The sequence below is a fragment of the Sphingobacterium litopenaei genome (genome assembly GCF_014692495.1).
Lineage (GTDB): Bacteria > Bacteroidota > Bacteroidia > Sphingobacteriales > Sphingobacteriaceae > Sphingobacterium > Sphingobacterium litopenaei.
In genome coordinates, this window is sequence record NZ_JACOIJ010000039.1 from 1 (window position 1) to 22110 (window position 22110).

Consider the following 22110-nt stretch of genomic DNA (forward strand, 5'->3'; position numbering starts at 1 on the left):
TTTTTGCCTTCGTAAAGGCCTTTCATAGCTTCTTCTTTGAAGCGCTCAAAATCAAATTTCTCGTTGTTCATTATACTGTGTCTAAAAATAAGTATTTATTTAATGACACAGTTTAATTTACACCCTCCCACACAACATCGGTAACTATTGCACAACTACTTCTAAAAGTTAAAAATCAAAAATATTTGATCTCGTTTAAGCTAGGTGTGTTGTTTTAAACCCTCTTCTCCAACACTGAGGTTTCACAATTCTTTTAAAATATATCTTCCCCTTCTTAAGTTCTTTTAGTATTTTCAAGCGTTTTATCACAACCTATGAAAATACTTACCTATGCTATATGCCTAGCTATTGGCTGTAGCACAATTTTAGAATCAAAAATATTTGCACAAGAAAAAAGAAGTCGCGCTCGCGAATTAGGGGTGACCATTGGTATTTTGCCTACGGGTAAATGGAATGCTATCACGGATGTTCCGGGTGTAAAAGTGGGGCATACTTCCGTAATTTCCGGTCAAAATGTTCGTACAGGAGTCACAGCGATATTACCCCATGAAGGAAATATTTTTCAGGATAAAGTTGCTGCAGCAGTCTATGTAGGAAATGGATTCGGAAAGATGATGGGTATTTCCCAAATCCAAGAGTTGGGAAATATTGAAACCCCTATCCTATTGACCAATACGCTTAATGCCCCTAAAGTTGCTGATGCCTTAATCGATTACATGATTAAATTGCCAGGCAACGAAAATGTACGTTCCGTAAATTCTGTCATCGGTGAAACCAACGATGGTGGACTTAATGATATTCGTGGTCGCCATGTACACGCAGAACATGTTTTACAAAGTCTAACTCAAGCAAAATCAGGTCCTGTCGCCGAAGGAAATGTTGGTGCGGGTGTAGGCACCGAAACTTTAGGTTTTAAAGGCGGGATTGGTACAGCTTCTCGCAAACTTCCTGCATCCAAAGGTGGGTACACAATCGGTGTGCTGGTACAATCGAATTTCGGTGGTGTATTGCAAATCAACGGCGCTCCCGTCGGAAGAGAATTGCAAAATTTCTACATGATGGAGAAAAAAGAACCTTACAAAGCGGACGGATCTTGTATGATTGTTATTGCCACAGATGCGCCGTTATCATCACGCAATTTAGAACGTTTGGCTAAGCGCTCGTATATCTCCTTCGGAAATGTAGGTGGATTCTCGTCAAACGGATCGGGTGATTATTCCATTGCGTTCTCGACAAATCCTGCCTGTCGTGTACCTTACAACAACAAAAATCAAATTGAACTAGACGTAAAAGATATTCACAACGATGAACTTTCGGCTCTATTTATGGCGGTATGGGAAGCGACGGAAGAAGCCATCATCAACTCTATGTTTATGGCAGAAGATATGACCGGCATCAGCAACCGTACAGTGAAGGCCCTGCCGATTAATAAAACGTTGGAAATATTGAAAAAATACAATGCCTTAAACCATGACAAATTGCCTAAAGCAACCACTAAATAAGTTTATAGCGCCTTTTTCTATATTCATTCTTCTCTTTAGCAACCTTGTCTATGCACAAAACATAGAGAAAGAACTTCAAAAAATAGCGAAAGAAGTGGGCATTCCCGGAATGCAGGTAGCTTATACCAAAGGAAATAAAAAACAGTCGTATGTTTTGGGCGAAAAGAAATTTGAGAGTAATGATCTAGTAAATAAAAATACCAGATTCCAAGCGGCTTCATTGACTAAAGTAGTCGCTACTTATGCTTTCTTTCGTTTGATGGACAAAGGTCTTATTGAATTAGATAAGCCCCTAACAAGTTATTACAAATACGACAGACTGTCAAATACAGCTGGCGGGGATAAAATTACTGCCCGCATGGTCTTGACACATCGGACGGGGCTATTAAATTGGCAAGGTGATGTTCCTTCGGCTTCATGGCGTGCGACCCCGTTGACTTTACAGTTTGAACCAGGAACAGATTACATGTATTCGGGTGAGGGATTCTATTTTCTGCAAGAAACGTTAGAACACATTACTAAAAAGTCCTTTCAAAAGCTTGTGGAAGAAGAAGTTCTTCAGCCATTGGGCCTTTCCTACAGTAACATCGTATGGAATGACTCCTTAGAAGTAAATGCAGCATACGGACATTATTCTCTGGAAAAACCAAGAAGATTGGGAAAATACGCAAAAACCAACGCAGCATATACTTTATATACCACAGCGGAAGATTATACGAAATTCATCCAAAAAGCTATTATAGAAGGAGAGGGGTTAAAAAAATCTACACATCAATTAATGCTTACCAAAGCTGCAGAAGCTAAAAAAAGTAAAGATGCTGATCCCACAGACAAATTTGTTCCTTGTGCTTTAGGAATCCGTATGCAGCTCAATGAAAATGGAACCGCCTATTGGCATACAGGATCTAATCCAGGTTTTCGCTGCTTCTTTATCACTTACCCAAAAACCAAAGAAACGTTAGTAGCCTTTATGAATACGGACGAAGGTTTCCCCGCTATGAAGAAATTGATGCAGCTATTTTTAGACAACAAGCAAACCTTTTGGGCTTACGATTGGCGTGAAGGAGAATTAGATTAATAGATTATGATAGGAATTGTAGGAGGAGTTGGTCCATTAGCTGGACTTGATATATTTAAAAAAATCATTGAAGAAACAATCGCGATTAAAGATCAGGAACACATTCCTGTGGTGCTTTCATCACAACCAAATCGCATCGCTGACCGAACAGCTTTTTTACTGGGAAATTCGGATGAAAATCCAGCTCACGCCCTTTTTAACATCATTCAAGAGTTAGAAAAATCAGGAGCGGAGGTAGCTGCAATTCCATGTAATACAGCGCACGCTCCGTCTATATTCGACCAAATAAGTGAAGCGCTAGTTAAAGATGCTTTAAAAATTCAACTTCTTCATTTAGTAGAAGAAACGGCTAAGTTTATTCATACGCATTATCCAAATCAAAAAGTCGGCGTGCTCAGTACAACAGGCACACGAGACACAGGATTATATACTGATATATTAGCTAAATATGGAATAGAAAGTATTGCTCCACAAGACGATTTACAGCATATGGTTCATCAAGCGATATACAGCGAAGAATATGGTATCAAAGCTTTTTCTTCTCCTGTGACTGAGAAAGCAAAAGCAGATTTAAAAAATGTTTTATCCGAATTGAAGAACCAAGGTGCTCAAATCATTGTTTTAGCTTGTACAGAATTACCTTTAGCTTTGACAGAAAATTCTTATTTTGGTCTTCCTACGGTTGATCCGAATCGAGTATTAGCGCGAGCTTTAATAGAAAAGGTAGCTCCTGAAAAATTAAAACCTCTTTAAAACAAAACATATGCAGGATAGAAACTTTGATTACTTACTTAAGATTTACCAAGCACAAGTTTCTAATAAAATAGAAATCCGAAAAACTACGGCTTCCACACGCATTAATTGGCTTAAGAAATTAAAAGAAACTATCCTCCAGAATGAGCAACGAATAAAAGAAGCTATCTACAAGGATTTTCGTAAAAACCCCATCGAAACAGAAACCACGGAAATCCTTGCTAGTATATTAGAGATCAATCTATTCATCAAAAAGCTCAAAAAATGGGTTAAGCCTAAGTCTGTGCGTTCTTCATTACTTTTTGCTACGACATCTGCAAAGCTGATTTACGAGCCAAAAGGTAATACGCTAATTATTACACCTTGGAATTATCCATTTCAACTTCCTATCGTACATCTAGTAGCCAGCGTTGCCGCAGGAAATACCGTTATCCTGAAGCTTTCGGAATTCACGCCGCAAATTAATCAAATCTTAAAGGAAATAATCGCTGAAGTATTTGATGAAAACCATGTCGCAGTAGTGGAGGGCGCGGTGGACGAGACAACCTTTTTATTATCGTTGAAATTTGATCATATTCATTTCACAGGCTCTCCCGCTGTCGGAAAAATAGTTATGTCTGCCGCGGCCAATAATCTTACAGATGTTACTTTAGAATTGGGAGGAAAAAGCCCTGTATTCATTGACAAAAACATCAATATAGCTGAAGTAGTTCGAAACATCATCTGGGCAAAATTTGTCAATATGGGTCAGACTTGTATTGCACCAGATTACCTTTTGGTTGACAAATCCATTGAAAAAGAATTTGATTTAGCTATCCAAGCACAGATTAAATCGGCTTTTGGTAAAAAACCCAAATACAGCGAAGATTTAGCACGGATCATCAACGAAAAGCAATTTGAAAGATTATCGGGATATTTAGCAGAATTAGATCACACACCTGCCGAATGGATTGTAAAAGGATATCACGACAAAGCTTCCTTATTTATTCATCCTTCTGTAGTCAAAAACTTTCCTTTGGATTCGAAGCTGATGCAAGAAGAAATATTCGGCCCCATTTTACCCGTTTATTATTATTCTAATCTAGATGAAGCGTTAAAGATTGTAAATGAAAAGGAAAAGCCTTTGTCATTATACATTTTTAGTCAGGATAAAAAATACATAAATCATATCTTAAATCACACCACAGCTGGAGGAACTACGATCAATGATGCCATGATCCATATTATCCATCCTAATCTTCCTTTCGGTGGTGTGAACAATTCTGGAATTGGACAATCCTTAGGGCATTATGGATTTAAGTCCTTTTCGCACGAAAGAGCAACCTTACAAGCGAACTACTTTCCAATGAGTAAGTTTTTTTGGTATCCTTACACGAATAAAACTCGCAAGATGCTAAGTTGGATGAAAAAATTATTTACATAAAAAATCCCCGAACATTTCTGCTTGGGGATAACGAATATAATGTAGTTTTATAGTTATTTCTATTTATCGTCGCCTCTCACTTTACCAATTATCATTTCCAATACCGCTACGATAATCGCAAAGAGTGTTGCATTCCAGAATCCCCCTACATCAAATTTAGCTCCCAAAAGTGAATCACTTAACATTACCATCAATACGGTAATAATAAAAGAGATTAACCCAAAAGTCAACCAATTCAACGGAAATGTGAACAAACGTAATAATCCACCAATGATAGCATTCACCAAACCGATGACAAGACCAGTTATGATAGCCCAGCCAAATCCTGCAACTTGCGCACCCGGAACAAAATAGGTAGCTACCGCTACAACAACGCCCGTTAAGATTAAAGAAATAATAAATCTCATAACACCAAATTAATTAAAAAACATCAAATACCATTATTTTCATGTCAAAAGTGATGCCAATACAGGCTTCACTTCTTCCCTGCATAATAAAGATTTTACAAAAATACTATGCTGGCATAATTATTATTTATTATCTTTAATTGAAATATAATCCAACATTATGAAAAAGTTTATCATCACTTGCTTTGTTTTGGTGTTAACAATCGCAGCACATGCGCAATCCACTTCTGATATAGTAGGCAAATGGACTACTATAGATGATGAAACAGGACAGGCAAAATCCATCGTAGAAATCTTCAAGAAGAGCGATGGCAAATATTACGGAAAAATCCTCAAATTGCTCCAAAAGCCAGAAAACGACAATTGTGTTAACTGTAAAGACGACCGTAAAAATAAACCCTTACTTGGATTGGAAATCATTAGAGATCTTAAAAAAGAGGGGAATGAATTTACAGGAGGCACTATCACAGATCCAAAAACGGGAAAAACGTATAAATGTACCATTACACGAAATGGAGAAAAATTAAATGTACGCGGTTATATAGGTTTCTCATTAATAGGAAGAACCCAAACCTGGACATTGAGCAAATAGAATAAAACACTACTCATTATAGGGTGAAGGCGACAAAATTTATTGTCGCCTTCTTTATTGAAAATCACACAAACGATTTCACAAAATTCAAGTTAGGAATAATACTATATTTGTATTAGTAGTTCATACTTAATTTCATATACTATGTATAAAACATTAAAGCCGGCACTAGAAAAAGAGTTGGCCGCTATCAAAGAAGCAGGTTTATATAAAGAAGAACGCATTATTACGACCCCACAAGGTGCTGATATCAAAGTTAGTACTGGTCAGGAAGTAATTAATTTTTGTGCAAACAACTATTTGGGCCTATCCTCCCATCCAAAAGTAATTGAAGCCGCTAAAAAAGCCATTGATTCGCACGGATATGGTATGTCTTCCGTACGTTTTATCTGTGGTACACAAGATATTCACAAAGAGTTAGAAGCTAAAATATCTAAATTCTTAGGTACAGAAGATACCATTTTATATGCAGCAGCATTTGATGCTAATGGAGGTGTTTTTGAGCCATTATTAAGTGCTGAAGATGCAATTATCTCTGACGAATTAAACCACGCCTCTATCATCGATGGCGTTCGTTTGTGTAAGGCTCAACGCTTCCGTTACAAAAACTGCGATATGGAAGATTTAGAAGCACAATTGAAAGCTGCAGCTGGCGCTAGACATCGTATCATCGTGACTGACGGCGCCTTCTCTATGGACGGCTCGGTAGCTCCTTTGGACAAAATATGTGACTTAGCAGACAAATATGAAGCTCTAGTGATGATTGACGAATCGCACTGTTCAGGTTTTATCGGAAAAACTGGTCGTGGTACACACGAATTATTCAATGTAATTGACCGTGTGGATATCATCACAGGTACATTGGGTAAAGCTTTAGGAGGCGCTTCTGGAGGTTTCACTTCTGGTAAGAAAGAAATAATCGATATGTTGCGTCAACGATCTCGTCCATATTTATTCTCCAATACTTTAGCTCCTGCAATTGCCGGTGCTTCAGTAGCGGTATTAGATATGTTGAGCGAAACAACAGAATTGCGAGATAAATTAGAAGCAAATACAAAATATTTCCGTGAAAAAATGACGGAAGCAGGTTTTGACATCAAACCTGGTTTCCACCCTATCGTTCCTGTAATGTTGTACGATGCTAAGTTAGCACAAGAGTTCGCAGCGAAGATGCTCGAAGAAGGAATCTATGTAATTGGTTTCTATTACCCTGTGGTTCCACAAGGAAAAGCACGTATTCGTGTACAAATCTCTGCTGGTCATGATACAGAGCACTTGGATAAGGCTATTTCCGCCTTCACAAAAGTGGGTAAAGAATTAGGCGTGATTAAATAAGAATAATCTTCATTTAAATCAAATAAGACTATTATTTTATACATTTTTAGCTTAACTGTTTGAAAATGAATTTAAAAAGATGAAAAAATAATAGTTAAAATTCTAAAATTTGAGGTGCAAAATAATTATCTTTGCACCTCAAATTTTTTATAATACATTATCGCTCAATGCAAAATATCAGAAATATCGCGATTATCGCACACGTTGACCACGGTAAAACTACCTTAGTGGACAAAATCTTATACTTCACAAACCAATTCAGAGAAAATGAAAATGCAGGTGAATTAATCCTGGACAACAATGATTTGGAGCGTGAGCGTGGTATTACAATCGTATCAAAAAACGTTTCCGTTAAATACAAAGACGTTAAAATCAATATCATCGACACTCCTGGTCACGCCGATTTCGGGGGTGAGGTAGAGCGTGTATTGAAAATGGCTGACGGGGTTGTTCTTTTGGTAGATGCTTTCGAAGGTCCAATGCCTCAAACACGTTTCGTAACAGGTAAAGCTTTAGGATTGGGTATCAAACCTATCGTAGTAGTAAACAAAGTAGATAAAGAAAACTGTCGCCCAGAAGAAGTATACGAAAATGTATTCGACTTATTCTTCAACTTAGGCGCAACAGAAGAGCAGTTAGACTTCCCAGTATTGTACGGTTCATCTAAACAAGGATGGATGTCTACAGATTGGAAAAAACCAACGACTGACTTCACAGATTTATTAGAAGCGATTCTCGAGCACATCCCCGCTCCGAAAGTGTCTGAAGGTACTTTGCAAATGCAAGTTACTTCATTAGACTACTCTACTTTCGTAGGTCGTATCGCTATCGGTCGTGTAGCACGTGGAACTATCAAAGAAAACCAACCTGTTTCTTTAATGAAACGTGATGGTAAAATTGTTAAATCTCGTGTTAAAGAATTACAAGTATTCGAAGGTCTTGGTCGTATCAAAGTATCCGAAGTACATGCAGGTGATATCTGTGCTGTAGTAGGTATCGAAGGTTTTGATATCGGTGATACTATTGCAGATTTTGAAAATCCAGAACAATTAGAAGTTATCAGCATCGATGAGCCAACAATGAACATGTTGTTCACGATCAACAACTCTCCTTTCTTCGGTAGAGAAGGTAAACTGGTAACATCTCGTAATATTTATGACCGTCTACAAAAAGAATTAGAGAAAAACTTAGCATTACGTGTAGTGCCTACAGAATCTCCTGATGCTTGGTTAGTTTATGGTCGTGGTATCCTTCACTTGTCTGTATTGATCGAAACAATGCGTCGTGAAGGTTACGAATTGCAAGTAGGTCAACCACAAGTAATCATTAAAGAAATCGATGGTGTGAAATGTGAGCCTATCGAGGAATTAGTAGTTGATGTTCCTTCAGATGTATCTGGTAAAGTAATCGAATTAGTAACTCAACGTAAAGGTGAGTTGTTGATTATGGAAGCTAAAGGTGATATGCAACACTTAGAGTTCTCTATCCCTTCACGCGGTATCATCGGTTTACGTAACAACGTATTGACTGCTACTGCTGGTGAAGCTGTAATGGCACACCGTTTGAAAGGTTACGAGCCTTGGAAAGGTACTATCCCTGGACGTTTAGCAGGTGTATTGATTTCATTAGATACTGGTTCTACAACAGCTTACTCTATTGATAAATTACAAGATCGTGGTCGCTTCTTCGTTGATCCAGGTGTAGAAGTTTATGAAGGACAAATCTTAGGTGAACACATCCGTGACAACGATTTAACTATCAACGTTACTAAAGGTAAGCAATTAACAAACATGCGTGCTTCAGGTTCTGATGATAATACACGTATCGCTCCTGCTATCAAATTCTCTTTAGAAGAATGTATGGAATACATCCAAGCTGACGAATATATCGAGGTTACTCCTCAATCTATGCGTTTACGTAAAATTCACTTAACAGAGAATGAGCGTAAAGTAAATGCTAAAAAATATCAATAATATTGGTGTCAAAATAAAAGCGAAAGCCTCGAATCAATGATTCGAGGCTTTCGCTTTTACATAACTATCGTCACTTCGACCATAGTAGAAGTCTCACGGCTGAGGTATAGATATCTCCCTATGGTCGATATGACGTATTGCCACCTTATTTAATTCTTTCTTCTGCAGCCCAATAAGTTTCCTCTTCAGCTTTGAATATTTTGAATTTTACTTGATATTCTTCAGGCACATAAATTACAATTGGCAACTTACCATTATAACGAACCATTTCTGGCTGAGCCGTTACAAAAAGATTTCTCTTTGCTGCATCCGGACAACCCATCATAGTAGAAGTCACTTGACCATTGGTTTTAAACACATAATAGTTGTAACCCCAACCTAGCAAATCTTTTGTTTCTAACGTGCCTTGTAAATTGAAATAATTACAGCCATCCACTTCCATCCACTTACCCACTGAAAATTCGATTTTCTTCTGGTCGTCTTTATCCGAATGTGGAACTTCAATTACTACTTTTTTATACCCAGGCTCTGGCTTTGGAAATATAGATAAATCCTGTTTTGTAATTATTTGCTGAGCTATTGCTTGAATAGACAATGAAACAAATGCGAGAATAAACCCCAAAACTTTCATTTTACTTTTTATCATAATATATACTATTTTTTATATAAGACGATAGTTGCGTACAAACAGCTACATTCAAATCTTAAAATTAGTTGTTATTAACACTATTTAACAAAAGAAGCGTTAACTTGATATTGTTAACGCTTCTTTTCTAAGTAAAAAACAACTTATTCCGTAGCTTTCACGAAAGATTCCTTACCTCCAACGATAGGCAAGGTAAGACTTGTACCATTTAAATCAACTATAATTTCTGTTCCAGCTTGAGGCCATAAAGTAAATTCTTTATCACTGGAGAAAAGCATTAATCCTATTTGTTTACCAGCGGGTATAACTTGATCATCCGGCTGTAAATCAAATTTTAAGTCATAGAATTTACCAGGTTTTAAAGGAACACCCTTAGTAATTGAATTATAATTCTGCGGATCTGCCCAACCACGTGTAATAATATTATCAGTTATTTTGGCTTTTTTATCTTCTGACCAAGGCAGCGCCACCAACCACACAGAAAAGTTCGCCGCAGGCTTGTTTACTGCGAGCTTGACAGAAATATTCGCTATACCAGAAATATGCAGGTCTTGTTTTAACACGGGGCTCACATACAACAATCGATTATCTGACTGTTTTGCCGATGCCAAGTCTTTTCCCGAAAAAGCAACATCGTCGACCAATACCTCTTTAATTTTAGATGCTGATTTTACTAATTGAAGTGTACCAGCGGAATTACCTCCTTTGCCTAAATATAATTTAACATCTGTCGCTGCAGGATTCGGATAATCGGCATAAGGCGTAGGATTATTTTGTTTATCATTTTCTCTTACAATCCAAGATTTGGGATCTTTCTCTACCCCATTTTCAATATTGAAAAGAAAACGTGTGAACCACTTGTTCATCATTTCATGAGGAGGTTCTCCACCATGTCCAGCCTGGTGATAATAAATTTGTACGGGTAATCCTTTTGCTCTAGCCGCATTGTAGATACGATAACTATGCTCTGGCATTACGTTCCAATCATTAAAACCATGAGCCATTAATAAAGCAGCCTTAAAGTTTTTCATCGCATTCAAATAGTCACGACCCGCCCAGAACGCATTATAATCTCCGCTTTGTCGATCTATACCATTTAAAATTTCGCCATCGCGATAAGTCTTATTGTTATAGGCTCTCTTATCTTCTGTGCCACTATGGATGAAATCGAAAAGTACATCTACATCTTCACCTAAATAGCCCCCAGGACTGCGCACTAGACCATTAGAACGGTAATAATGATAATATGAGGTATTAGGCGCTACAGGAATTATTGCCTTTAGAGCATCGACACCAGTCGTTGCTGCAGCTATCGGTAAGGTACCATTGTACGAAGTTCCCGTCATCCCTACATTGCCGGTACTCCAAAAAGCTTTTACCTTTTCCTCACCATCAGGAGTGGTATAACCATTATCTTTTCCTGCCAGCCATTCGATGACAGCTTTGGGAGCTAAAGATTCATTAATTCCTCCTACGGTGGGAGAACCTTGAGACAATCCTGTACCTGGGGAAGAAGAATGTACCACGATGAAGCCGCGCGGAACCCATTGTCTGATTAATGAATTTGAAATTATTGGTCTTTTACCTGTGCGAACCACATTTGGATGTGTCCGGGGTTTAGGTGTTGCTCCGAGCTCATGTTTTACATCCCACATGACACCTTGTAAATCACCAGCAACTCCCGCATAATAAGGACTAGTTTCGTAGATTACCGGAAGCTTTAATTCTCCGTGTTCAGTTTGATAAGGACGCGTAACACTTACATGCATGCGGTCAAGTTTTCCATCCCCATCTGTATCAAAAGAAGTTTCGACCCACAAATCATGACGTATCCATTTAGCAGGATCTTTAAAAGCTTCAACAATTTGCGCTTGACCATCCTTGAAAAAAGGAGCTGCGCTCGTGGAATCTTGTTTTGTTTGTGCTAGAGATGCTAGGGTATGAACTGTTAGCAGTAAAAATAAGTAGATTGATTTGGTATGTAATCGTATCATAGGATATGGTTTATTACTATGTATCTCATTTTCCAACAGGGTTAATTGGAAAATTTCTCACCTAAGTAAAGGAAATTTATTGTTTGCTACAATGAATTTCTAAAATAATTTTCCATCTTATTTTTAGTAATTTCGCTTAATGGCAAAATCAAAATCAGCATATTTATGTCAATCTTGCGGATATGAGTCTCCAAAGTGGCTTGGTCAATGTCCATCCTGCAAACAATGGAATACGTTTGTAGAAGAAGTTGTTGCTCCAGCATCTTCCCGGGTGCCCGAATGGCGCAGCACAACAAGCATTGGAGCACCAAAAAGACAAAATAAAGCGGCAATAATCCACGAGATAGTTTATACGGAAGAACAACGCATTGTCACTCCAGATCGCGAATTTAACCGCGTCCTGGGTGGAGGAATTGTTCCTGGATCGTTGGTATTAATTGGCGGTGAACCTGGTATTGGTAAATCCACTTTGATGTTGCAATTAGCACTTTCTATTCCTCAAATCAAAGTTCTGTATATTTCTGGAGAAGAGAGCGAGCAACAAATTAAGATGCGAGCAGAACGTCTTTCACAACACTCGAAAGCTAACTGCTATATCTTAACAGAAACTTCCACACAAAATATTTTTAAACAAGCCGAAGCCGTTGAACCGAATTTGGTCGTTATTGATTCCATTCAGACGCTACATTCGCAACAAATTGAATCTGCGCCAGGGTCTGTTTCGCAAGTGCGTGAATGTACTGCGGAATTATTACGCTATGCAAAAGAGAGCAATGTTCCTGTATTTATTGTAGGGCACATCACAAAAGATGGTTCTATCGCTGGGCCAAAAGTATTGGAACATATGGTCGATACCGTATTGCAATTTGAAGGTGATCGTCACCACGTGTACCGCATCTTACGTGCGGTTAAAAATCGTTTTGGCTCGTCATCCGAATTAGGAATCTATGAAATGCAAGGTTCGGGATTGCGTGAGGTGTCCAATCCTTCCGAAATCATGATTTCTCAACGCGACGAACCAACTAGCGGTGTAGCAATTGCTACGATGCTTGAAGGCATTCGTCCATTGATGATAGAAGTACAGGCTTTGGTCGGAAATTCTGCCTTTGGTACGCCACAGCGTAGTTCTACGGGATTTGACACCAAAAGATTGAATATGCTCCTAGCTGTATTAGAAAAACGTTTTGGTTTTCGTCTGAGCGCACAAGATGTGTTTTTGAACATTACAGGAGGTTTACGTGTAGAAGATCCTGCAATTGATTTGGCTGTAATCGCAGCAATTATATCCTCCCAACAAGATATTGCTTTACCCACTAACGTTACCTTTGCCGGAGAGGTAGGTTTATCCGGAGAAATACGTGCTGTCAATCGAATCGAACAACGTATTGCTGAAGCAGAAAAATTAGGTTTTGAAGGAATTTTTATTCCAAAGCATAATACCAAAGGACTTGACGCAAAGAAATACAATATTGCTATTCGACCTGTAGCAAAATTAGAAGATATTTTTAGGGCATTATTTGGGTAGGTTGCAAGACCTCTTAAAATAACCTTCATTGCGAGGAACGAAGTAATATTAATGTTTAAGATTAACCGTCATTTTGAACAAAGAGAGAAATCTAAATCCTTAATGTGAATCAATAATAATTTTAGATTTCTCCTCCTCACTCGTCGAAATGACGAAAAAATCTATTGCTGTATAGCTAATTCGCAGATACAGTTTTCCTAACACACCTTCCTTTTCAAACAACTCGGTATATATATCAGTATATCAATATATTGAACTAGCAACTTTAAAATAGGTTCGTATATTTAAATGTTAGGTGAAATAAATAAGAATGAAAGGTAAACACGATAATTTCCGAGGTCCAGCAATTATAGCTTTTATTGATATATTAGGCTTTTCTAATCTGGTTAAATCAAACTGGAATAAAGAAATTAATGACCCTGTTAATAAGCTATTAGGAATAAGAAATAACATCGAAAAAGTTACTGACAATCCATTAAGCTCTCTTTTAGTTCAAGAAACTAAGAAAAAACTAATAGAGGGCGGAGTAAAAGTTATTACAATATCAGATTCATTTATTTTACTTTTTGGTTTAGAAAAAACTGCTAATCAAATTAGATATTTAGATTTTGTAAATGGTTTTTCTTCAATTTTAGAAGGTCTCAAAACAATTTGGCAAGATTCAATTGAGGCTGGGTTTACTATTCGTGGTGCTATAACTGTAAATGAAATATATTGGGATGAAAAATTTAATATTATAGGACCTGGATTAATTGAAGCTTATAGTATTGAAAGTAAAATTGCAATAACCAGTAGAATTTTTGTTTCATCAACGTTACAAAAAATGCTACATAAGTTATTAAGTAACCTAAATTCTGATGATTTCACAAAGAGTGTAACTAAAAAAATGCTTAAAGATGCTGATGGACAAATAATAATACATCCAAAACCATTACTATCTAATATTGAAAATTTAGAAACAAAAATATTAAAGATGGCCAGCGATGCTAAAAATGGTGGAATTCAATTAAAATATATTTCACTTTTAGCTAATATCGACTCTAAAAACCAATTAGAATTATCTGATTTAAATACTAAATAATATTACTACAACCAACATCGGTAACTTTTGCACAACTCCCTAAAAAGTAAAAATCAAAAATATTTAGCCAAGTTTAAGGCACTTTTAAGAGAGGTCATTTTACTATCACATAAAAAGGCTTTGCTAGACAACGCTAGCAAAGCCTTTTTCACTACTAAATAGTGCTTGTCTTACTTCAACATCTCTTCCAATTTTTTTCTTAAATCATCACCGTGCAGGTTACGCGCTACGATAATTCCTTCAGGATTTACAAGAACATTTTGTGGAATAGCTTTAATACCGTAAACTCCTGCAGCACCATTATTCCAATGTTGCAAATCCGAAATATGTTTCCATGTCAATTTATCATCTGCAATGGCTTTTTTCCACGCATTCATATCTTTATCAAAAGAAACACCTAAGATTTCAAAATTCTTATCTTTGAAATCTTGATAGATAGCTACCAATTTTGGATTCTCTTCACGACATGGAGGACACCAGGACGCCCAAAAGTCAACAAGAACATATTTTCCTTTTAGATCTTGCAAAGAATAGGGTTCACCTGCTACATCAAATTGTGTAATGCCAGGAGCTTTTTTTCCGACAGATGAATTTTCCAATGCTTTTAGATACCGGTCAAATATCTTGCCTTGCGTAGATTTGCGAACAGATTTGTCCAGTTTTTTGAAATATGTACGCATTTCTTTATAATCTGGATTATAGGTTTCCAAACGTTGTATTATTTGCAATGTCGCTGGATCTTTTGGATTTGCCAAAATCTGTTTAATCTTCTCTTCTTTTGTCTGTGCAAAAACAAAGAATGGCAATATAAATGCAATAGCAAAAAGTATTTTTTTCATTCTATAGATATTTATTATTCAAATATAAAACAATCTACTACTTTAGTATAGTAATAAACATAAAAATGACACAAAGTTATCTAAGCCCATTCAAATCTAAGCTTCCGAACTCTGCTATAAGTATTTTTTCAAGAATGTCCTTGTTGGCGCAACAGCAACAAGCAATAAACTTATCGCAGGGATTCCCCGATTTCGACATTGATCCAAAACTTATCTCCCTTGTGACTCATTATATGCAAAAAGGGTTTAATCAATATGCGCCCATGCAGGGAACGATTGAGCTTAGAAAAGTTATTGCAGATAAATATAAACAGTATTATAATCTTCATGTCGACCAGAATGAGGAAATAACGATTACTGCAGGCGGGACTGAAGGATTGTATTCCACCATTGCAGCCTTGATTCATCCAGGTGATGAGGTTATAACTTTTGAGCCAGCGTATGATTCCTACAGCCCAAGTGTACAATCTTTTGGGGGTAAAGTCGTTCCAATAGAACTATTAGCGTCAGATTTTGCTATTGATTGGAATGTAGTACGTTCTAAAATCACTGATAGAACAAAACTTATTATTATCAATAACCCGAATAATCCAACAGGAAGAATATTATCCCAACAAGACATTCTCGCTCTCGAAAAAATTGTCGAAGAAACAGGTATTTATGTGTTGAGTGATGAGGTGTATGAGCATTTGGTTTTTGATGGGAAAAAGCATATATCAGTTTTAGAATCTGACATTCTTAGACAGAAATCATTTGTTGTTGCTTCCTTTGGAAAAGTATTGCATGCTACAGGCTGGAAGTTAGGCTATGTCGTAACTAATCCCATGTTGACTGCTGAATTTCGGAAAATACATCAATTCAATGTCTTCTCGGTGAATACACCTATTCAATTTGCTATTGCTGATTATCTTAGTGATATAAGCTATTATGATTCCTTGGCACCGCTTTTTCAACAAAAAAGAGATTATCTCATTGAGGGTATAAAATCCACACCACTCCAAATATTACCTTGCGAAGGAACGTATTTCTTATTAGTAGATTATAGCAACATTACACATTCAGAGGAATTAGCGTATGCTGAAAAATTAACTCAGGAAAAGAAAGTGGCGACCATTCCGATATCCGCTTTTTATACCAGTGGATTGAACCAGAATCTATTGCGTATTTGTTTTGCGAAAAAAGAAGAAACCATCCGAAAAGCGTTACAAAATTTACAACAAATGTAATTTCCGCAATGGTTTGACTTTATATATTTTTTATTAAATAACAACTATTTGGTTTTTTATTTATTAACAAGGGCATTTTATTGTTAAATTTGCAATTCACGATTTATCATATATATACCTCATAAATGGCAAGATTAAATTTATTAGAGGAAACACGTTTTGAGAAAGTACCTGTAACGGTATACCCAAATCAAGACGTTGCTTCGATTCAAGTTGCAAATCGTATTGCTTCTATCATCAAAGAGAAGCAAGCTAATGGCGAAACAGCTGTATTAGGTTTAGCGACAGGTGCTACTCCAATCAAAGTGTACAAAGAATTAGTACGTCTTCACAAAGAAGAAGGTTTAAGCTTCAAAAATGTAGTAACATTCAATTTGGACGAATACTATCCAATGCAGCCTACTGCAGTGCAAAGCTATGTTACTTTCATGAATAAAAACTTGTTTGATCACGTAGATATTCCTCGTGAAAACATCAATATTCCTGATGGAACACTAGCAGAAGACCAAGTGCAAGCTTTCTGTGAAGCTTACGAGCAGAAGATTTCTAACTTAGGCGGTTTAGATATTCAGATTTTGGGTATCGGTCGTACAGGTCACATTGGTTTCAATGAGCCAGGATCAGCTCCAAACTCAGGTACACGTCTTGTTACTTTAGATGATTTGACACGTCGTGATGCCTCTCATGATTTTGGAGGTAAAGAAAATGTACCTACCAAAGCAATCACAATGGGTGTGGGTACGATCTTCAAAGCTAGAGAGATCATCTTAATGGCTTGGAATGAGAAAAAAGCGGAGATCGTTAAGAAAGCTGTAGAAGGTGAAATTTCTTCAGATATTCCTGCTACTTTCCTACAATTATCAGATCACGTTGAGTTTATCTTAGACGAAGGCGCTGCATGTTTATTGACTCGTTTTGACACACCTTGGTTAGCTCATGACGTAGAATGGACAGATAGCTTAATCAAAAAAGCAGTAGTATGGTTGTCATTGAAATTGAACAAAGCAATTTTAAAATTAACTGACGACGATTACAACAATAATGGCATGGCGAGTCTTTCGACAACGAAAGGTCCTGCTTACAATATCAACATCAAAATCTTCAACGAATTACAACGTACGATCACAGGTTGGCCAGGTGGTAAACCAGGCGTAGATGATTCAAATCGTCCTGAGCGTGCTGAACCAGCTCGTAAAAATGCGATTTTGTTCTCACCACACCCTGATGATGACGTAATTTCTATGGGTGGTACTTTCATCCGTTTGGCGGATCAAGGTCACAATGTACACGTAGCTTACCAAACTTCTGGTAATAATGCGGTATGGGATGATGACGCTAGAAGATTCTTAGAATTCGCAACGGATATTACTAAAGAGTTAGGTGATGACGCTGCTAAGTTAGAAAACTTATACAATGAGTCTAATGCTTACTTTGCTAAAAAACAACCTAAGGAAATCGATCCTGAGATCATCCGCAAAGTGAAAGCGTATATCCGTAAAGGTGAAGCTATCGCGGGAGCGCGTTTCGTAGGTTTACCTGACGAAAATATTCACTTCCAAGATCTTCCTTTCTACGATCGTCAAAAATTCTCGAAAGATGTATCTTTTGAAGATGATATCCAACAAACAATGGAATTGTTGCGTCAAGTAAAACCGCATCAGGTATTTGCTGCTGGTGACTTCCACGATCCACACGGAACACACAAGGTTTGTTTCGATATTATCTTAGAAGCATTGACAAGATTGCGTGCTACTGAAGAGTGGGCTAAAGATTGTTGGTTATGGTTGTACCGTGGTGCTTGGTACGAATTCCCAATGCACGAAATCGAAATGGCTGTGCCACTTTCACCACAAGAAGTAAAACGTAAACGTTTGGCAATCTTCAAACACCAATCTCAAAAAGATCTTCCTGTATTCCCAGGTGATGATCCACGTGAGTTCTGGGTAAGAGCTGAAGATAGAACTACATATACAGCAGGCTTGTACCGCAAGTTAGGTCTTGCTGATTACGAAGCTATTGAAGCTTTTGTTAAATGGAAATTTGATTAATACAATTTGCATATTATAGAGAGCCGCTCCACAAAGAGCGGCTTTTTTATTGATATTCAATCTGACGAATTAAAAAATTTCGGATTGTTAAGCTTTTTATCCGAATGTTTATTTTATTCTCTCATCCTCTGCCTTACTTTTGATCACAATTTAGAATTAGTTTAAATAAAATTATGAAATCAAAAATATTTTATGCGTTGTTAACTTCTATGACTGTAGGATCAGTGGCGTATGGACAAACAACTGTAAAAGGAAAATTAACAGATAGTCAAGGAAAAGAACTCTCAAATATTACCATTAAAAGTGGTAATAAGCAAACGCAATCGGATAATAAAGGGTATTACCAATTGTATATTCCACAAAATGGTGCTTTTGAAATCTCCATATCCGGCATAGGCTATCGCAGAGAAACGCTACAAGTAAATCCAGAAGGAAAAATAACGGAATTAGATAATATCATTCTTCAAAAAGCAGATCAAGAAATAGATCAGGTAGATATTATAGGCTATAATTCCATTAATAATAAAAAAGTGGGAGTAGCCAAATCTGGAATTGACAACAAAGACTTACCTCAATCTGTACAAATCATCAATAGCCAAGTAATCGCCGATCAACAGATAAATACATTAGGTGATGCGCTAAAAAATGCAAATGGTATCGCATTAGGTGCTGATCGTGGTGGTGTAAATGAAAACTTCTTTGCTCGTGGCTATAGTTTAGGCTCCAATAACATCTTCAAAAATGGCGTGCGCACAAATAATGGTGGACGTATGGAAGCTAGCACTTTAGAATCGGTAGAAATATTAAAAGGTTCTGCTGCATTATTGTACGGAGGGGTAACAGGTGGTGCCGTAGTGAATTTAGTAACTAAAAAACCAAAATTTGAATCAGGAGGTGAAGTATCTTTCCGTTATGGCTCTTGGGACAGCTACAAACCTACCTTAGATGTTTATGGTCCTCTGTCAAATAAAGTTGCTTTCCGTTTTATAGGAACAGGACAATCTGCCGACAGCTATAGAGATATAGTAAAAACAGAAAGAGTATATGTAAATCCTTCTGTATTGTATAAGATTTCGGACAATTCAGAACTTACTTTCAATTTTGATTATTTGAGATCGAGCTTTACTCCAGATTTTGGTATTGGATCCGTAGAAGGAAAAATCAATAATGAAGTTGGTAGAGGAACATTCCTAAATGTAAATGGGGCTTTTAATAATACAAATTCTACTAATGGAAATGTATCTTTTGACCACAATTTTAATGAAGATTGGAAAATCAGTTTAGTCGCAGGTCTTCAGAATTACAACCGCGATTATTATGGATCTGACAGATTACAGGCTAATGCACAAGGATTAGCTTCTAGAGCTTTAAGCCGAAGTGCTACCGAAGAATTTACCAAGAACCAACAAGTAAACTTAACAGGAAATCTTAATACAGGAGGTGTAAAACACCAACTACTATTTGGTGGAGATGCAGATCAATCCGCGACTAAAGCTTATGCTTATAATATATTTGCGGATCCTACAAAACCAAGTACGCCTTCGACAGCTTATGATCAGATCAATGTATTTAATCCAGTACAAAATAGATTAGATATTCCCGAGTTTGCAAAAAATACGTGGACAAAAACAGATGTATACAGATATGGTGCTTTTGCGCAGGATTTAATTTCCTTAACAGAAAAATTCAAAGTACTTGCTGGTATCCGCTATACTTACCAAAGAACACCTTATTCGGGAAAATTCACCTATAACACAGGAGTTACTGAAACTGTAATCAATAAAGATGCGAAAGGAAACGAAGTAGGAGCAAAAGTAGACAAAGCATGGTCTCCAAAATTCGCGTTGATTTATCAACCCATTACTACTTCTACGATATATTTAAGCTATGCCAATAACTTTATTTCAAACTCTGGTTATGATATAAATTATCAACCGTTGACACCTTCGTTGGTGGATCACTATGAAGCGGGAATCAAAAATGATTTCTTTGACGGAAGATTTTCAGCCAACTTAACAGCTTACCGAATTAACAATAATAAATTCACGCAGATGGCACTAGTTACAGCTGATGGAGCTGCAAATGGTGACACCAATATGAAAGAATTTACTGGAAAAACTGCGTCCGAAGGAATAGAATTGGATTTAAATGGTAATATTCTTCCGGGATTAAACATCCTTGCTGGGTATGCATATAATTTCATGCGATACACTGAAACTTTAGACATCTACAAATACAAAAATGCGCAAGGTCAAGATGCGGAAACTTCGGGAAGTGAAGAAGGCGTCCGTTTAGTAGGAACTACCGCGCATACAGGTAATGCAACGCTATTCTATACCTTGCAAAATGGCTCTTTAAAAGGTTTGAAATTCGGGGCTTCTGCATTTTATACAGGTAAGCGCAATGCAGGTTGGAATAACTCGAAAATCAATGTTCGAGATGGTGTAAATCGTTTAATAGCAGTAGATCCATTTACTACGTTCGATTTATCCGTAGGATATACAGCAAAAAGATTCAGCATTTTAGCCAAAATGGCTAATATTACAGATGAATTGAGTTATTACATTCACGAAAATTATTCAGTAAACCCAATTCCTCCACGCAACTTCACAACGACATTATCGTATAAATTTTAAAACACCTTATTAAACGAACAAAGCCTTTCAAAATGAAAGGCTTTGTTCGTTTAATAGTTTCTTGCTTTATAACATTCCTATAAAACCCTCTATTTCTGATATGACATGTTGTACTCCTTCTTGTGCAACAAGAAAAGAATAACGAAGTGAATTTGGAATAAATCCAAAATATTTTTTGAAAGCTGTGGTAAAGTGCGTAGAATGCTTATATCCTGTCATTCGCGCCACATCCACGACTCTATACTCTCCTGTCATAATTAATTCCTTGGCGTGTTCCATCTTACGCTCAGTAATGTAATTCATGACGGTCTTCCCAAAATGTTGCTTAAAATATTTTTTCAAATACTGTTCATTCGTTCCGACCAATCGAGCTAACTCCGGAATGGTATGATTTTTTGACAAATCCTTATCGATAATAGATTTGACCTGAATTATTTTATCGTAATGATTTTTATTTAAGATTAACTCACGCTTATCATTCTCCGCATACAGACCTTCTATTTGATGCACCAAAGCCTCAATCAATAATGCTTGTATTCGTAGGTTATTCAATTGATGCTTCCTTTTTGCCAAATCCAAAATTTGATTGATAGCCAAAGCAATTCGATTATCGCTTTTTGTTAAAAGTCCATTCTCAAATCTATGCTTTTCAGCTTCGAACTTTTGCTGAAAATCTCTTAACAGATCTTTCGGAACAAAAAGAGCAATCGCCACATTATTGCCGTACATATTTTTCCACTCCACCGAATCCCCCATTTGTATAGGGTGAAGTATATTTTCTCCTCCCCTAATGACATACGAATTGTCCTTAACAAAATATGGAGAAATGCATGGAGAGGAACTTGAAGGAAATAATATATTCAAAAAACCATTTACAGGACTGGCAATTATCGAAGAGGATAATCCATCAAAAATGACATAATGTAACTCAATCTGAAAAGAATTCAATGAAATCTCCAACTCAAGTCCATTTAATGGATCGACTATTTCTGATTGTGAAGCATTTTTTCCCGATTCCGTCATTTTAGTATTTAGAATAATTCTAGATTTGC

The 22110-nt window shown here is 36.9% G+C and carries 17 protein-coding genes; 12 read left to right on the plus strand and 5 right to left on the minus strand.

Features of this window, described 5'->3' with window-relative positions:
- The first annotated feature begins 314 nt into the window (after positions 1–314).
- The 4 genes from H8B04_RS14725 to H8B04_RS14740 are packed head-to-tail and all read left to right on the plus strand — an operon-like array spanning position 315 to position 4756.
- Complete coding sequence (locus H8B04_RS14725; RefSeq protein WP_190302833.1) at positions 315–1502, plus strand: DmpA family aminopeptidase; 1188 nt, start codon at positions 315–317, stop codon at positions 1500–1502.
- Positions 1471–2580, plus strand: a complete 1110-nt coding sequence (locus H8B04_RS14730) for a serine hydrolase domain-containing protein (protein ID WP_190302834.1) — start codon at positions 1471–1473, stop codon at positions 2578–2580. Before H8B04_RS14725 ends, H8B04_RS14730 begins: the two co-directional genes overlap by 32 nt.
- A 6-nt stretch (positions 2581–2586) precedes the next feature.
- Positions 2587–3333, plus strand: coding sequence for a cysteate racemase (locus tag H8B04_RS14735; protein WP_165291916.1), 747 nt, complete (start codon positions 2587–2589; stop codon positions 3331–3333).
- A 10-nt stretch (positions 3334–3343) separates the two neighbouring features.
- On the plus strand, positions 3344–4756 hold the full coding sequence (locus H8B04_RS14740; protein ID WP_165291917.1) for an aldehyde dehydrogenase family protein: 1413 nt from the start codon (positions 3344–3346) through the stop codon (positions 4754–4756).
- 59 nt (positions 4757–4815) lie between these two features.
- Here the strand turns inward: H8B04_RS14740 and H8B04_RS14745 are convergent, their stop codons facing one another.
- The gene (locus H8B04_RS14745) at positions 4816–5163 is read right to left on the minus strand and encodes a phage holin family protein (protein ID WP_165291918.1); all 348 of its coding nucleotides are present in this window, start codon (positions 5161–5163) and stop codon (positions 4816–4818) included.
- Between the two features lie 160 nt (positions 5164–5323).
- On the opposite strand from H8B04_RS14745, the gene H8B04_RS14750 reads away from it, so the two are divergent.
- The 3 genes from H8B04_RS14750 (at position 5324) to typA (ending at position 9063) form a co-directional block, all read left to right on the plus strand.
- Positions 5324–5755 carry a DUF2147 domain-containing protein gene (locus tag H8B04_RS14750; RefSeq protein WP_165291919.1) on the plus strand — a complete coding sequence of 144 codons (432 nt, stop codon included), beginning with the start codon at positions 5324–5326 and terminating at the stop codon, positions 5753–5755.
- A 144-nt stretch (positions 5756–5899) separates the two neighbouring features.
- The gene (gene kbl, locus H8B04_RS14755) at positions 5900–7090 is read left to right on the plus strand and encodes a glycine C-acetyltransferase (RefSeq protein ID WP_165291920.1); all 1191 of its coding nucleotides are present in this window, start codon (positions 5900–5902) and stop codon (positions 7088–7090) included.
- A 167-nt stretch (positions 7091–7257) separates the two neighbouring features.
- Positions 7258–9063: a translational GTPase TypA gene (typA, locus tag H8B04_RS14760; protein WP_165291921.1), complete on the plus strand. Its 1806-nt coding sequence runs from the start codon at positions 7258–7260 to the stop codon at positions 9061–9063.
- Between the two features lie 145 nt (positions 9064–9208).
- On the opposite strand, the gene H8B04_RS14765 is transcribed toward typA, so the two are convergent.
- Together H8B04_RS14765 and H8B04_RS14770 are read right to left on the minus strand one after the other, a co-directional pair.
- Positions 9209–9709 carry an ecotin gene (locus H8B04_RS14765; RefSeq protein ID WP_206366893.1) on the minus strand — a complete coding sequence of 167 codons (501 nt, stop codon included), beginning with the start codon at positions 9707–9709 and terminating at the stop codon, positions 9209–9211.
- 143 nt (positions 9710–9852) lie between these two features.
- Positions 9853–11703, minus strand: coding sequence for a Xaa-Pro dipeptidyl-peptidase (locus tag H8B04_RS14770; RefSeq protein ID WP_190302835.1), 1851 nt, complete (start codon positions 11701–11703; stop codon positions 9853–9855).
- 139 nt (positions 11704–11842) lie between these two features.
- On the opposite strand from H8B04_RS14770, the gene radA reads away from it, so the two are divergent.
- Both radA and H8B04_RS14780 read left to right on the plus strand, forming a co-directional pair.
- Positions 11843–13228: a DNA repair protein RadA gene (gene radA / locus H8B04_RS14775; protein ID WP_165291923.1), complete on the plus strand. Its 1386-nt coding sequence runs from the start codon at positions 11843–11845 to the stop codon at positions 13226–13228.
- 310 nt (positions 13229–13538) lie between these two features.
- Complete coding sequence (locus H8B04_RS14780; RefSeq protein WP_190302836.1) at positions 13539–14309, plus strand: hypothetical protein; 771 nt, start codon at positions 13539–13541, stop codon at positions 14307–14309.
- A gap of 170 nt (positions 14310–14479) precedes the next feature.
- Here the strand turns inward: H8B04_RS14780 and H8B04_RS14785 are convergent, their stop codons facing one another.
- On the minus strand, positions 14480–15148 hold the full coding sequence (locus H8B04_RS14785; protein ID WP_165291925.1) for a TlpA family protein disulfide reductase: 669 nt from the start codon (positions 15146–15148) through the stop codon (positions 14480–14482).
- 65 nt (positions 15149–15213) lie between these two features.
- On the opposite strand from H8B04_RS14785, the gene H8B04_RS14790 reads away from it, so the two are divergent.
- From H8B04_RS14790 to H8B04_RS14800, 3 genes are all read left to right on the plus strand, one after another.
- Positions 15214–16374 carry a methionine aminotransferase gene (locus tag H8B04_RS14790; protein ID WP_190302837.1) on the plus strand — a complete coding sequence of 387 codons (1161 nt, stop codon included), beginning with the start codon at positions 15214–15216 and terminating at the stop codon, positions 16372–16374.
- Between the two features lie 125 nt (positions 16375–16499).
- The gene (nagB, locus tag H8B04_RS14795) at positions 16500–18422 is read left to right on the plus strand and encodes a glucosamine-6-phosphate deaminase (RefSeq protein WP_190302838.1); all 1923 of its coding nucleotides are present in this window, start codon (positions 16500–16502) and stop codon (positions 18420–18422) included.
- A 173-nt stretch (positions 18423–18595) separates the two neighbouring features.
- Entirely contained in the window at positions 18596–21058 is a 2463-nt protein-coding gene (locus H8B04_RS14800) for a TonB-dependent receptor (protein ID WP_190302839.1), read from the plus strand.
- A 66-nt stretch (positions 21059–21124) separates the two neighbouring features.
- Here H8B04_RS14800 and H8B04_RS14805 read toward each other — a convergent pair whose 3' ends face one another.
- Positions 21125–22081 (minus strand): AraC family transcriptional regulator, encoded by a 957-nt coding sequence (locus H8B04_RS14805; protein WP_190302840.1) that lies wholly within the window; start codon positions 22079–22081, stop codon positions 21125–21127.
- Between the last annotated feature and the right edge of the window lie 29 nt (positions 22082–22110).